This window comes from Klebsiella sp. 18074 (assembly GCF_902705905.1).
GTDB classification, from domain to species: Bacteria; Pseudomonadota; Gammaproteobacteria; order Enterobacterales; family Enterobacteriaceae; genus Klebsiella; species Klebsiella terrigena.
The window spans coordinates 1-13,716 of the sequence record NZ_CACSIS010000024.1; the positions used below are offsets into that span (position 1 = coordinate 1).

Annotated in this window: 12 protein-coding genes; 10 read left to right on the forward strand and 2 right to left on the reverse strand. The window is 57.4% G+C overall.

Going from position 1 to position 13,716, the window contains the following annotated elements; translation table 11 throughout:
* The coding region (locus GVK32_RS20855; protein ID WP_159989797.1) for a LysR family transcriptional regulator at nucleotides 1-474 on the reverse strand (474 nt) is incomplete at its 3' end.
* A gap of 126 nt (nucleotides 475-600) precedes the next feature.
* On the opposite strand from GVK32_RS20855, the gene GVK32_RS20860 reads away from it, so the two are divergent.
* From GVK32_RS20860 to GVK32_RS20890, 7 genes are all read left to right on the forward strand, one after another.
* Nucleotides 601-1,959: an aromatic acid/H+ symport family MFS transporter gene (locus GVK32_RS20860; RefSeq protein ID WP_159866200.1), complete on the forward strand. Its 1,359-nt coding sequence runs from the start codon at nucleotides 601-603 to the stop codon at nucleotides 1,957-1,959.
* An 11-nt stretch (nucleotides 1,960-1,970) separates the two neighbouring features.
* Complete coding sequence (gene gtdA / locus GVK32_RS20865) at nucleotides 1,971-3,008, forward strand: gentisate 1,2-dioxygenase (protein WP_159866203.1); 1,038 nt, start codon at nucleotides 1,971-1,973, stop codon at nucleotides 3,006-3,008.
* Between the two features lie 16 nt (nucleotides 3,009-3,024).
* The gene (locus GVK32_RS20870; RefSeq protein WP_159866206.1) at nucleotides 3,025-3,723 is read left to right on the forward strand and encodes a fumarylacetoacetate hydrolase family protein; all 699 of its coding nucleotides are present in this window, start codon (nucleotides 3,025-3,027) and stop codon (nucleotides 3,721-3,723) included.
* An 8-nt stretch (nucleotides 3,724-3,731) separates the two neighbouring features.
* Complete coding sequence (gene maiA / locus GVK32_RS20875) at nucleotides 3,732-4,376, forward strand: maleylacetoacetate isomerase (protein ID WP_159866209.1); 645 nt, start codon at nucleotides 3,732-3,734, stop codon at nucleotides 4,374-4,376.
* A gap of 12 nt (nucleotides 4,377-4,388) precedes the next feature.
* Entirely contained in the window at nucleotides 4,389-5,582 is a 1,194-nt protein-coding gene (locus GVK32_RS20880; protein WP_159866212.1) for a 3-hydroxybenzoate 6-monooxygenase, read from the forward strand.
* 109 nt (nucleotides 5,583-5,691) lie between these two features.
* Nucleotides 5,692-6,624 carry a tRNA dihydrouridine(16) synthase DusC gene (dusC, locus tag GVK32_RS20885; RefSeq protein ID WP_159866215.1) on the forward strand — a complete coding sequence of 311 codons (933 nt, stop codon included), beginning with the start codon at nucleotides 5,692-5,694 and terminating at the stop codon, nucleotides 6,622-6,624.
* A 567-nt stretch (nucleotides 6,625-7,191) separates the two neighbouring features.
* Nucleotides 7,192-8,556: a carbohydrate porin gene (locus tag GVK32_RS20890; RefSeq protein ID WP_159866218.1), complete on the forward strand. Its 1,365-nt coding sequence runs from the start codon at nucleotides 7,192-7,194 to the stop codon at nucleotides 8,554-8,556.
* 44 nt (nucleotides 8,557-8,600) lie between these two features.
* Here the strand turns inward: GVK32_RS20890 and GVK32_RS20895 are convergent, their stop codons facing one another.
* A complete protein-coding gene (locus tag GVK32_RS20895) occupies nucleotides 8,601-9,461 on the reverse strand; it encodes a helix-turn-helix domain-containing protein (RefSeq protein WP_159866221.1) in 861 nt (286 codons plus the stop codon).
* A 210-nt stretch (nucleotides 9,462-9,671) separates the two neighbouring features.
* Here GVK32_RS20895 and GVK32_RS20900 point away from each other — a divergent pair, with 210 nt between their 5' ends.
* The 3 genes from GVK32_RS20900 (at nucleotide 9,672) to bglG (ending at nucleotide 13,699) form a co-directional block, all read left to right on the forward strand.
* Nucleotides 9,672-11,000 carry a glycoside-pentoside-hexuronide (GPH):cation symporter gene (locus GVK32_RS20900; RefSeq protein ID WP_227698079.1) on the forward strand — a complete coding sequence of 443 codons (1,329 nt, stop codon included), beginning with the start codon at nucleotides 9,672-9,674 and terminating at the stop codon, nucleotides 10,998-11,000.
* 21 nt (nucleotides 11,001-11,021) lie between these two features.
* Nucleotides 11,022-12,701 (forward strand): glycoside hydrolase family 43 protein, encoded by a 1,680-nt coding sequence (locus tag GVK32_RS20905; protein WP_159866224.1) that lies wholly within the window; start codon nucleotides 11,022-11,024, stop codon nucleotides 12,699-12,701.
* A 164-nt stretch (nucleotides 12,702-12,865) separates the two neighbouring features.
* Nucleotides 12,866-13,699 (forward strand): transcriptional antiterminator BglG, encoded by an 834-nt coding sequence (gene bglG, locus GVK32_RS20910; RefSeq protein ID WP_045855861.1) that lies wholly within the window; start codon nucleotides 12,866-12,868, stop codon nucleotides 13,697-13,699.
* The last annotated feature ends 17 nt before the right edge of the window (nucleotides 13,700-13,716 follow it).

Genomic DNA, 13,716 nt, shown 5'->3' on the forward strand with positions numbered 1-13,716 from the left:
GTGTATAAGAGACAGGCCCACCACGACGTCCACCACCCCGGAGAGCAGATCGTGAAGCAGGGGGGTCATCACCTTTTCCTCAATGTTCAGATGCAGGCTCGGCATCTCCTTGAGCAGCGAGAGAATGGCCAGCGCAACGCAGTCGGTGGCCACCGGCGAACAGCCGATCATCAGGCTACCCACCAGCCCGCCCTGTTTGAAGCGTTCAATCTCATACTGCGAGCGGGACATATCGTTGATCAGGCGCTGGGCGTGCTGCAGCAGCAGCTTGCCGCCTTCGGAAGGGCGTAGGCCTTTGCTATGGCGTTCGAACAGCTGCATCCCGACCTCTTCTTCAAACTGAGTCAGCCATTTAGAGAGCGCGGGCTGGGTAATATTCATCATTTTCGCCACCTGCGTCAGGTTGCCCTGCTCGCCGAGCGCCACCAGCATTTGCAGATGATGCAGCTTCAGTTTTTGCGTCCAGTTTGCCATTAGCAATAACCTCCAGGTTATGTCTATGCCCGAGATACCATTGTACATTTCATCGCTTGAGTTACAAAATCGCAACATAAAAGAAATAAATACAACATCTCCTCCTCCCTGCACTGAGGCATAACGATGACTCAACGACGTGAATTGCAAACGCTGCTGGACGCCGCTCCGGTAGGTGCCCGGCAGTGGCGCGTGATTATCTGCTGTTTTCTGGTGGTCATGCTCGACGGTTTTGATACCGCCGCCATTGGCTTTATCGCCCCTGATATTCGCGCCCACTGGCAGCTTAGCGCCAGCGAGCTCGCGCCGCTGTTTGGCGCCGGTCTGCTGGGCTTAACCGCCGGCGCTCTGCTGTGCGGCCCGCTTTCCGACCGCTTCGGTCGCAAGCGGGTGATTGAGTTCTGCGTCGCGTTATTTGGCCTCTTTAGCCTGCTTTCGGCCTTTTCCCCCGACCTCGAGGCGCTGGTTATCCTGCGCTTCCTGACCGGGCTCGGCCTCGGCGGGGCGATGCCGAACACCATTACCATGACCTCAGAATATCTGCCCGCCCGGCGGCGCGGTGCGCTGGTGACCCTGATGTTTTGCGGCTTTACCCTCGGTTCGGCGCTGGGCGGCGTGGTCAGCGCTCAGCTGGTCGCGCAGATTGGCTGGCACGGCATTCTGGCGCTGGGCGGCGTTCTGCCGCTGCTGCTGGCCGCGGCGCTGCTGGCGGTGTTGCCGGAATCCCCGCGCTGGCAGATCCGCCGCCGGCTGCCGCAGCCGGTGATTGCGAAAACCGTCGGCGCCATTACCGGCGAGCGCTATGAGCACACCCATTTTTGGCTGGATGAGCCGGCTACCGGCGCCAAAGGCAGCATCGGCCAGCTGTTCGTTGGTCGCCAGCTGCCCATTACCCTGATGCTATGGGTGGTGTTCTTTATGAGCCTGCTGATTATCTACCTACTTTCCAGCTGGATGCCGACGCTGCTCAACCATCGCGGCATCGACCTGCAGCACGCTTCATGGGTCACCGCCGCTTTCCAGATTGGCGGCACCTTCGGCGCGCTGCTGCTGGGCGCGCTGATGGATCGCTTCAATCCGTATCGGGTGCTGGCGCTGAGCTACTGCCTGGGCGCGGTCTGCATCGTGATGATTGGCCTTAGCGAGAACGGCCTGTGGCTGATGGCGCTGGCGATTTTCGGCACCGGGATTGGCGTGAGCGGTTCGCAGGTGGGGCTTAACGCGCTGACGGCCACGCTCTATCCGACCCAGAGCCGCGCCACCGGCGTCAGCTGGTCAAACGCCGTCGGCCGCTGCGGGGCCATCGTCGGCTCTCTCTCCGGCGGCATGATGATGGCGATGAATTTCTCATTCGACACCCTGTTTTTCGTCATCGCCGTTCCGGCCGCGATTAGCGCAGGAATGCTGATTTTGCTGACCCTGGTGGTCCGCAATCCGATTACCGTACCCGACGCGCTGCCCTCCGCGGGTATCGTGAATAAATAAGGAGAACAATTATGTCTCAGCACGCAACGGAAGTTCCCGGCGGTCGCCAGCAGTTTTACGAGCATATATCGGGCCAAAACCTGACGCCTTTGTGGGAGTCGCTGCATCATTTGGTGCCGAAAACGCCGAACGCCAACTGCGCGCCGGCCTACTGGAATTATCAGGAAATACGCCCGCTGCTGCTGGAAAGCGGCCGGCTGATTGGCGCCAAAGAAGCGGTGCGCCGGGTGCTGGTGCTGGAGAACCCGGCCCTGCGCGGACACTCCTCCATTACCTCCTCGCTGTATGCGGGTTTGCAGCTGATCATGCCCGGCGAGGTGGCGCCGAGCCATCGGCATAATCAGTCGGCGCTGCGCTTTGTCGTGGAGGGCGAAGGGGCCTTTACCGCCGTCGACGGCGAGCGTACGGCGATGCGTCCCGGCGACTTTATTCTCACCCCGCAGTGGCGCTGGCACGACCACGGTAACCCTGGCGATGAGCCGGTTATCTGGCTCGACGGCCTCGATCTGCCGCTGGTGAACTATCTGGGCTGCGGCTTTGCCGAAGATTACCCTGAGGATCAGCAGCCGGTCACCCGCAAGGAGGGCGACTATCTGCCGCGCTACGCCGCCAACATGCTGCCGCTGCGCCACCAGGTGGGCAACTCCTCGCCGATCTTTAACTACCGCTATGACCGCAGCCGCGACGCGCTGCATGAATTGACAAACATGGGCGCCGCCGACGAGTGGGACGGCTACAAAATGCGCTACGTCAATCCGGTGACCGGCGGCTACCCGATGCCGTCAATGGGCGCTTTCCTGCAGCTGCTGCCCAAAGGCTTTAGCTCGCGGACCGCGAAAACTACCGACAGTACTATCTATCACGTCGTCGAAGGGAGCGGGAAGGTCACCATCGGCGAGCAAACCTTTACCTTCCAGGCGAAAGACATCTTCGTGGTGCCGACCTGGCACGGCGTCTCTTTCACCGCAGCGCAGGAGACGGTGTTATTCAGCTTCTCGGACCGCCCGGTCCAGGAAACCCTCGGCCTGTTCCGCGAAGCGCGCTACTAATTATAAGGACTCGATCATGACTCAATACGTTTTTGCTCCCCAGGCCCCGGTTACCGTTCCCGTTGTCGGCAGCGATGAGCAGTTTCCCGTGCGCCGCGTCTACTGCGTGGGTCGTAACTATGCCGCTCACGCCCGTGAAATGGGCTTTGACCCGGACCGCGAGCCGCCGTTTTTCTTCTGTAAACCGGCCGATGCGGTGGTGGCGGTTGCCGCAGGCGAAACCCTCGATTTGCCCTATCCGGCGCAGACGGACAACTACCACTACGAAATCGAGCTGGTGGTGGCGATCGGCAAGCGCGGCAGCGATATTCCGCTGGAGCAGGCTCACGACTATATCTGGGGCTACGCGACCGGCCTCGATATGACCCGCCGTGACCGCCAGATGGAGATGCGCCAGATGGGGCGTCCGTGGGAAATCGGCAAGGCGTTCGATCTCTCTGCGCCGATTGCGCCGCTGCACAGAGCGGATAGCATGACGGTCAATGAGGCGGCGATCTGGCTGCAGGTGAACGGTGAAGACCATCAGCGTAGCGATATTCGCCATCTGATCTGGTCGGTTAACGAAACCATCAGCTATCTCTCCGGCTTCTTCGAGCTGCAGCCCGGCGACCTGATTTTCACCGGCACCCCGGAAGGCGTTGGCGCGGTAGTGAAAGGGGATGTGATTAACGGCGGCGTGGATGGCCTGACGCCCATCGCCGTGCGCGTGGTATGAGGTGAGCGATGAAGCTGTACAGTTTTTTCAATAGCTCCGCTTCATACCGGGTGCGTATCGCCCTGGCGCTGAAGGGGATCGACTACCAGAGCGTGGGCGTCAATATTCGTATCGGTCAGCAAAACGCCCTCGAGTACCGGCGGCTGAATCCGGTCGGGCTGGTGCCTGTGCTGATGACCGACGAGGGCGAATCCCTGGGCCAGTCGCTGGCGATCGCCGACTGGCTTGACCGGCACTATCCGCAGACGCCGCTATTGCCCCAGCAGGATCCGGCGCGGATGCGGGTGCTGGAGATCGTCTACGCCATCGCCTGCGATATTCATCCGATTAATAACATGCGCGTTTTGCGCTACCTTAGCGATGAGCTGAAGGTGAGCGAAGAAGACAAGCAGCGCTGGTATGCGCACTGGGTCCAGCAGGGGCTCAGCGCGGTGGAGCAGCTGCTACGCCACGCCCGATCCGGCGCGTTTTGCGTCGGCGAGACGCCGACGCTGGCCGACTGCTGCCTGGTGCCGCAGTGGGCCAACGCTCAGCGCATGGGCTGCGACCTGAGCCACTATCCGCGCTGCCAGGCGGTCTATGACGCCTGTACCCGGCTTCCGGCGTTTATCGCCGCCGCGCCGGAAAATCAACAAGACAAAATTCCGGCTTAGAGGGGACAGAGCATGGCGAAAGTGACGCGAGCAATTATTGTCGGTGGGGGAATTGGCGGCGCGGCGACGGCGCTCTCCCTGGCGCGCCAGGGCATCAAGGTGATGCTGCTGGAGAAGGCCCATGAGATTGGCGAAATTGGCGCCGGGATCCAGCTTGGCCCCAACGCCTTTTCGGCGCTGGATAGCCTGGGCGTGGGCGAAATCGCCCGCCAGCGTGCCGTCTTCACCGATCACATCACCATGATGGATGCGGTGAACGGCGAAGAGGTGGTGCAGATTAAAACCGGGCAGGCCTTCCGCGACCATTTTGGCGGCCCCTACGCGGTTATCCACCGGGCGGATATTCACGCCACCGTCTGGGAAGCGGCGTTAACCCATCCCGACGTCGAGTACCGCACCTCAACCCAGGTGGTTGATATCCGCCAGAGCGCCGACGAGGTAACGGTCTATGACGATCGCGGCAACGACTGGACCGCGGATATCCTGATCGGCTGCGACGGCGTGAAGTCGGTGGTCCGCCAGAGCCTGCTGGATGATACGCCGCGGGTCACCGGCCACGTGGTGTACCGGGCGGTGGTGGAAGCGGCGGATATGCCGGAGGATTTACGCATCAACGCGCCGGTGCTGTGGGCCGGGCCGCACTGCCATCTGGTGCACTACCCGCTGCGCGGCGGCAAGCAGTACAACCTGGTGGTGACGTTCCACAGCCGCCAGCAGGAGGAGTGGGGCGTACGCGACGGCAGCAAAGAGGAGGTGCTCTCCTACTTCCAGGGGATCCATCCGCGCCCGAGGCAGATGCTGGATAAACCCACCTCGTGGCGGCGCTGGTCCACCGCCGATCGCGAACCGGTCGAGAAGTGGGGCAATGAACGTATCACTCTGGTCGGCGATTCGGCCCATCCGGTGGCGCAGTATATGGCCCAGGGTGCCTGCATGGCGCTGGAAGATGCGGTCACCCTTGGCAAGGCACTGGCGCACTGCGACGGCGATGCCGCCTGCGCGTTTGCGCTGTATGAATCGGTGCGAATTCCGCGCACCGCGCGCATCGTCTGGTCAACGCGTGAAATGGGGCGGATCTACCACGCCGCAGGCGTTGAGCGTCAGGTGCGCAACCTGCTGTGGAAGGGCAAAACTCAGGCCGAGTTCTATCGCGGCATCGAGTGGCTGTACGGCTGGAAGGAAGATAACTGCCTGCAGCCGCGCTAGCGCAGGACGCCGCGGCGCTGGCGGCGGGAAAACCCGCACGGAGCCCTTTCAACCGGCACGGAGAGGCGCTAACATAGCGCCTCTTTTTTTCCGGGCAATGAATAACAATATGCGGGTATTACTGGCGCCGATGGAAGGCGTGCTCGATTCGCTGGTGCGCGAGCTGCTGACCGAAGTCAACGATTACGATCTGTGCATCACCGAATTTTTGCGCGTGGTGGACCAGCTGTTGCCGGCAAAATCGTTTTACCGACTCTGCCCGGAGCTGCATCACCACAGCCGGACGCCTTCCGGAACCCGCGTGCGCGTGCAGCTGCTCGGGCAGTATCCGCAGTGGCTGGCGGAGAACGCCGCCCGGGCGGTGGAGCTCGGCTCGTGGGGCGTTGACCTGAACTGCGGCTGCCCGTCAAAGCTGGTTAACGGCAGCGGCGGCGGCGCGACGCTGCTGAAGGATCCGGAGCTGATTTATCGCGGCGCGAAGGCCATGCGTGAAGCGGTGCCTGACCACCTGCCGGTGACGGTAAAAGTGCGCCTCGGCTGGGACAGCGGCGAGCGGCGGTTTGAAATTGCCGACGCCGTACAGCAGGCGGGCGCCAGCGAGCTGGTGGTTCACGGACGCACCAAAGAAGAGGGCTACAGGGCAGAGAGCATCAACTGGCAGGCGATCGGCGAGATCCGCCGCCGTCTGACGATCCCGGTGGTGGCCAACGGCGAAATCTGGGACTGGCAGAGCGCGCAGGCGTGCCTGGCGGCCACCGGCTGCGACTCGGTGATGATCGGTCGGGGAGCGCTGAACGTGCCGAACTTAAGTCGGGTGATAAAATACAACGAACCGCGCATGCCGTGGCCGCAGGTCGTGCTGCTGCTGCAAAAATATAGCCGTCTGGAAAAGCAGGGCGATACCGGCCTCTATCACGTGGCCCGCATCAAGCAGTGGCTCAGCTATTTACGTAAAGAATATACCGAAGCGCTGGGGGTATTTAATGAGATCCGCACCCTAAAAACCTCTGCCGAAATTGCCGCGGCTATCGCCCGCTATTAATCTCAGGAGTGTTAATTCGCTCACAGATTATTACTTAGGAAGTTTCTGCTGATGGGAATTTCACTAAGGGAGTGATATTGTGCCGTTCTAATATTCAGGGTTGCTACTGATTACAGGCAAAACCTAAGCACTTCCGCCAGTCGTGGTGGGGAGTGCTTAGGTTTTTTTTTGCCTTCAATTTATGAGGAGTTTAATTATTAAATAAAACAATGAGTTGTGTAATGAAGGCGTGCCGGGACTAAGAGCCTATCCCACCAGGCGTAATTGGCGAAGCCAGTTTGAACACGGACAGCGCGGAGAAACCGGAGCGTACACGTAGTACGTGAGGATTGACTCGCTACGCTCACCCTCCGGGTCGCCCTGAAGGGCGTTCAAAATACTTTCGTATTTTGTCGAGCACTGCCCAGGTTCAAAATGGCAAGTAAAATAGCCCTAATGGGATAGGCTCTAAGCGGTTTAATGACCGACGGCACCCCTTTCTCCAAAAATAAAAAAATAAATTAAAAACGGGCGAATTTATTGCCTGCGGACAGCTATTACCTTTACTCAGTCAGGTTGGATATATCTATGAACGACAAAAAAATAAATCGCCTGTTCTCTCTGCTGGCATTTTCACTATTGACGCCGGCGGCGTTGGCTGCGCAACCGCCGGCGTGGAACGGTAGCGTGTTAGGTTTTGAAAACCCGCAAAAAGGGCTGCTGGGTGATATGGCAGGCATCCGCCCGATACTTACGGATCTGGGATTTAATTATAACCTCGGCTATCTCAATGAAATGGGCTATAACGCCGGCGGCGGCTACAACCATGATAAGCATCTGGCCTATATCGACCAGCTGGCGCTGACCTTTAACCAGGATCTTGAGCGCTGGACCGGGATCCCTGACGCGCGCATCGAAGGGAATATCGTCAACCGTAATCACGACGACAATCTGACCACCAGGCGGCTGCAGGATCCGCGGGTTAACTTTAACGATCTCTCCCAGGAGAGCTGGGGCGGACAGTCCATCACCCGCCTCGGCTGGCTCACCTTCGCCCGCAGCTTTGACGACCGGCGCCTGACCTGGCGAATCGGCATGATGAACAAAGTGCAGACGTTCGATCAGATCATTCCCTGCGACTTCCAGCTGCTCTCGCAGTGCGGCGGTAAATCCGCCAACTCTATGACGTGGAATAACTGGAACGTGCATACCTGGGGGACCACCTTCGAATATAAGCTGATGCCGACGCTCACCCTGAAGGGCGGGGTGATGGAGCAGAACCCGCAGGCCGCTTCCCGCAGCCACGCGTGGAGCTGGTCGACGAAGGGCAGTAAAGGCGTGCTGCTGCCGCTGGAAATTGAGGCTCGTCCGACGATTAACGACCTGCCTGGCGCCTATAACCTCGGCGTGCTGTTCACCAACGCGCCGCAGAGCGATCTCTATTACGGCAAATCCGGCGGCCCCGGCGCGACGGACCCCGACGGCTATGCTCAGCATAACCGGACCTGGTTCCTGTACGGCGGGCTCAACCAGCAGGTCACCCGGCACGCCGACGATCCTGAGCGCGGCATGAGCCTGTCGCTGAGCGGCAGCTACAGCGACCAGCGCAGCAACTATATTCATACCGCTGTGGCCGCCTCGATGCGCTATCGCGGCCTGTTTGACGCCCGACCGGCGGACTGGATCGGCTTTGGCCTGACCTGGATGGATATGAGCGACAGCTACGCCCGCAATCAGCGCTATATGAACCAAATCAGCGGGGCCACGAACTACTACGATGCCAGCTATCAGCCGGTGGCCGGGCATTCGCTGAACGCCGAACTGTACTATCGCCTGCGTCCGGTGTCGTGGCTTGAGCTTCAGCCGGGCCTGCAATACTGGCATCGCCCAGGGGGAGTGGCGCAGACTCAGGATGCCTGGGTTATCGAATGGAAAACCGTGGTGACCTTCTGAACCGCGAAGGCCGGACAGGCCTCCGCCCGCTGTGCGGGCGGAGGCTATCCAACGCGCCGGTTATCCAGACGGTCGCGAAATTCCAGCGGCGTACAGCCGAGGTGCTGACGAAAGCGTAAGCAGAAATAGGCGCTATCGGTAAAGCCCGCATTTTGGGCGACATCGACAATTTTTAGCTGGCTGGAGGTCAGCAGCTGCACCGCCACCTTGAGCTTACGTAGAAAAATATACTCTTTGAACGTCATATTAAACAGCTGCTTAAACGTACGCGAAAAGTAGGACTTCGACACCTGGCACCGCTGCGCCGCCTCCAGCGTGGTGGTCTCCCAGGCCTTATTCTCTTCAATCTCATACAATAATTGGCGCACTCTGCTGACAAAACCGCTGCCGGGAGCATGGGGGAAGGTCTCATCATCGTGATGCAGGGAGAACACGAACTCCATCAGTAGGGCGATGCTTTTCAAAAATACCGCCTGATTCTCCGGTTTCTTCCCCTGACTGACGGCCCAGTCAAAAAGCGCCGTCAGCTGCACGCCGGTCGCTGAGTCCGGATACAAAACCCGGATGCGATCCTTTTGCCGGGAAAAATGGCTCACAGCCAGCGGATTTAAAAAATCAAATTCAAATTGGAACAGATAGCGATTGTGATTGCGCTCGGGAAGCAGGTACATCGCGTGAGGGATCAGCGCCGGGACGAAAATCAGCGTGCCGTTTTTTATCGGGATCTGTCGATCGTTGATACCAAAATAACCACCGGAACGATCGAACCACATCAATTCATACATAAAGTGAAAATGCGTCTTCACATCATCGCCGGAATACTCGGGGAGCTGATATTGCTGCAGGTAGTAGAGTTCTTGCGTCAGCGTAATGATATTTTCATAGGTTACCGGGTCATCATGCATAAAGCGTCTCCTTTTTTATACTATATGACGATCGGCAAATAAAACAAAAAGCGTTCTTAATGTAAATGCGATAGCCATCACAGGGCAGGTTCACTTTTATTATATAGCTATCCTCTCTTTATACATATCGACGGCGCCGATAGGCCTACAATGGCCTTATCAGTAGCAACAACCTTTACTTTTATGGGGTTACCGTCAATGAACAGAATAATGCCATTAAACTGGTATCAGAAAATGGGCTATGGGCTGGGAGATACCGCCTGTAATTTGGTCTGGTCATCCATCATGTTATTTATGGCCTATTTTTATACGGATATTTTTGGTTTGTCACCGGCGCATATGGGGACGATGTTTTTAGCCGTCCGGGTAATAGATGCCTTTTTTGATGTCGGGATCGGCGCGGTGACTGACCGCACGCGTACCAGATATGGTCAGTTTCGTCCTTATTTACTGTGGTTTGCTATTCCTTTTGGCGTGATGTGCATGCTGACCTTTTATACGCCTGATTTTTCCTATACCGGCAAGCTGATTTATGCCTACTGTTCTTATACCCTGCTATCGCTGTTATATAGCGCCATTAATGTTCCCTATTGCGCGATGATTAATAATATCAGCCAGAGCTCCGTCGAGCGTGTATCGTTGCAATCCTGGCGCTTCGCCATGAGCTCAGCGGGAGGATTATTAGTCTCCGTGGCCGCGCTTCCGGCGGTAGCGTGGCTGGGGAAAGGGAATATTCAGCACGGCTACTTTTATGCCATGGTGCTGATTAGTAGCCTGGGCATTATTTTGTTTTATCTGTGCTTCTTCCTGACCACAGAGACCTCGATTGCGGCGATCGACGCCAATCGCGGGAGCCTGTTGCAGGATCTGCGTATTTTATTGAAAAACCGGGACTGGCGGATCCTCTTTACGCTTAATGTCATCAATCTGGTGGCGGTTATCTTTAAAATGGGGATTATTATTTACTTCTGCAATTACGTGTTGCAACGTAGTGATATGAGCAGTGTGATGATTACCGTGTCAATTGTTTCCGGGTTAGTCGGGACGATTTTATCGGTTTATATATTTCGTGGTATGGATAAAGTTCGCGGGTTTAAGCTGGCGATGTTGCTGGAGGCGATATTACTCGCCGCGCTCTATTTCTTTGCTCACTCATCGTTAGTGATTATTTTTGCTTTTGTTATTGCGATTAACTTTATTCAACTGGCGGCTACGCCATTACAATGGGCGATGCTCTCGGATGTCGTCGATGCAATTGAACGAGATACCGGTAAGAAAATGAGCGGCATCGTTTTTTCAACCAATCTTTTTGCTATCAAATTAGGCATTGCGATCGGTGGTGCGCTGATGGGCTGGCTATTGTCATGGAGTGGCTATATTGGCGGCGCGGCGCAGCAACCGCAGGCGGCGATACTGACGATTAAATTAATTTTTACCGTATTACCGGCGGTGCTGGTTCTGGCGCTGACGATCGTCATGCGCCGGTATTCTTTATCCGATCGATCGCTGGCGGCGGTGGAAAAACCCGGTACGTTATAATTTATTAAAAGGACGTAGTTGATGATTAAAAATCCTGTATTACGTGGTTTTAATCCGGATCCGGCAATCTGTCGGCGGGGCGATGGGTATTACATTGCCGTTTCGTCATTCGAATGGTTTCCCGGCATTCCGGTTTATCATTCCACCGATTTAGAGAACTGGACGTTACGCACTCACGTGTTGAACGATCCGCAAACCCTGGATCTACGCAAGCTGCGTTCCGCCAAAGGTATCTGGGCGCCGTGTCTGACCTGGTGTGAAGCCGACCAGCTCTTTTACGTGGTTTACGGCATCATGAACTCCATGAATGGCCGCTATTTTGATGTTGATAACTATCTGGTCACCGCTGCGGAGATTAACGGTCCATGGAGCGATCCGGTATATATTCACTCCGCGGGCTATGACGCCTCCATTTTCCACGACGATGATGGCAGAAAGTGGATTGTCGCCGTCGATTGGGAGACCCGCGATGACTATGCCGGGGCGATCTCCATCGTGGAGTACGATCCGCAGGCGAAAGCGCCGGTTGGCTATCCGCAGCGTATCTGGCAGGGGGTATATGGCATGGCGGAGGGGGCGCATGTCACCCGGCGCAATGGTTATTATTACATTATGTGCGCCGAGGGCGGTACCGGCTACGGCCACTGCGTGACCCTCGGGCGGGCGCGGCATATCCTGGGCCCTTATCAAAAAGATCCGCAAAGCCCGCTGCTAACCTCGGCGCGAGCGGACGATTTGCAAAAGCCGGTACATATCGACAAAGCCTCCGCCTCGGCGTTTGATAAAGATTATCTCCGGCGGGAGTGTTTTAACCCGGGCTCGGCGCTGCAAAAATCCGGTCACGCCAGCTATGTCGAAGATGACCAAGGGAATGTTATCGTCGCCCACCTGTGCGGCCGGCCGCTGCGCCCGGAGCTGGCCTGCACGCTGGGGCGTGAGACCGCGATCCAAAAAATGCACTGGACGCCGGAGGGGTGGCTGCGTCTGAGCGCGGGCGGCAACCTGGCGCAGGAATATGTCGATCTGGGGCCGTCGGCGACGGTTGATGAAGCGGCGGAGCGGGTTGAGCGGGTCGATTTTTCTGCGGAGGTGTTGCCTCCCGGGTGGTACGCGCCGCGCATTCCGGCTGCGGATTTTGTGCGCTATGCGCCCGACCAGGGATATCTGGCGCTGCGCGGTCAGGAGTCGTTGTGTTCTGAGAACCGAGTCAGCCTGCTGGCGCGGAAGCTGACCTCGGTGTACGCCACGTTGACTGCATGCATGGATTTTCAACCCGAGGTGTTCCAGCACGGCGCCGGGCTGGTACTGTACTACGACAACATGAACTATCTGTTCCTGCAGAAAACCTTCGACGACCGGCAGCAGCGCTCGCGCTTGTATGTCATCCATGTCGATAACGGCTTGAAGCGGGAAGATCATCTGGCAACGGTGGCTGGCGTGGATGGCCCGGTTTATCTACGGCTGGCGATTGACGGAAAGTCGACGCAGTTTTTCTGGTCGCCGGACAACCAGACCTTTCACGCAATAGGCCAGATCTACAGCACCGCCCTGTTTTCCGATGAATATAGCCGCTATGGCGAATTTACCGGCGCGTTTGTCGGTATTTGCTGCGTGGATTCCGCCTACCACCGGCGGCAGGCGGAGTTTTATTCGCTGGAATACCGCGCGTTTGAGCAGCGTTCGTTACCGCAACCGGCATAGATAAGCGGATTAGCCGCGATCTGTATCACGTTTCTCTGCCTGGGTAGTTGAGACAAAGAAAGAAGTTGCTACAGTGCTGGAGTTGGATTGCTACTGCTTAGGCAGGCAAAACCTGATTTCTTGGCATTTGTCGGGGGTCAGGTTTTTTTGTTTCTGGGGTTCATATGCAAATCGCCAAAGTTCTTAATAACAATGTGGTGGTTATTCTCGACGAGCAGCAGCGCGAGCAGGTCGTCATGGGGCGAGGGCTCGCCTTTCAGAAACGCGTCGGCGACTCGCTGGATGAAAGTAAAATTGAAAAGGTCTTCGCGCTGCACAGCGATGAGCTGGTTGGCCGCCTGGGGGAGTTACTCAGTCAGATACCGCTGGAAGTGATGACCACCTGCGACCGAATTATTGAGCTGGCGCGCGGGCGGCTGGGCAAACTGCAGGAGAGTTTGTACATCACCCTGACCGACCACTGCCACTTCGCCATTGAGCGGCAGAAAAACGGCGTGACCATCCGTAACGTCCTGCTGTGGGAAATTAAGCGGCTGTATCCGAAAGAGTTTGAACTGGGGCAGGAGGCGCGGGCGATTATTGCCCGGCGGCTCGGCGTTGAGCTTGCCGAAGACGAGGCCGGGTTTATTGCTCTGCATCTGGTCACCGCCCAGCTCAACAGCGAAATGCCGGAGGTGATGCACGTCACCCGGGTGATGCAGGAAATTCTGCAGCTGGTGAAGTATCAGCTGCAGCTGAACTATGACGAAGAGTCGTTAAGCTACCAGCGCTTTGTCACCCACCTGAAGTTTTTCGCCCAGCGGATGCTGACCCGCACGGTGGTGGAAGATGATGACGTGACGCTGCACAGCGCGGTGAAGGACAACTACCCCAGGGCGTGGAAGTGTGCGGAAACCGTGGCTCGACATCTGCAGAAAAGCTATCAGCGGCAGCTGACGACGGAAGAGATTATGTTTCTTGCCATTCATATTGAACGGGTAAGAAAAGAGGGGCGTTAGCCTCCAGCGACCCAAAA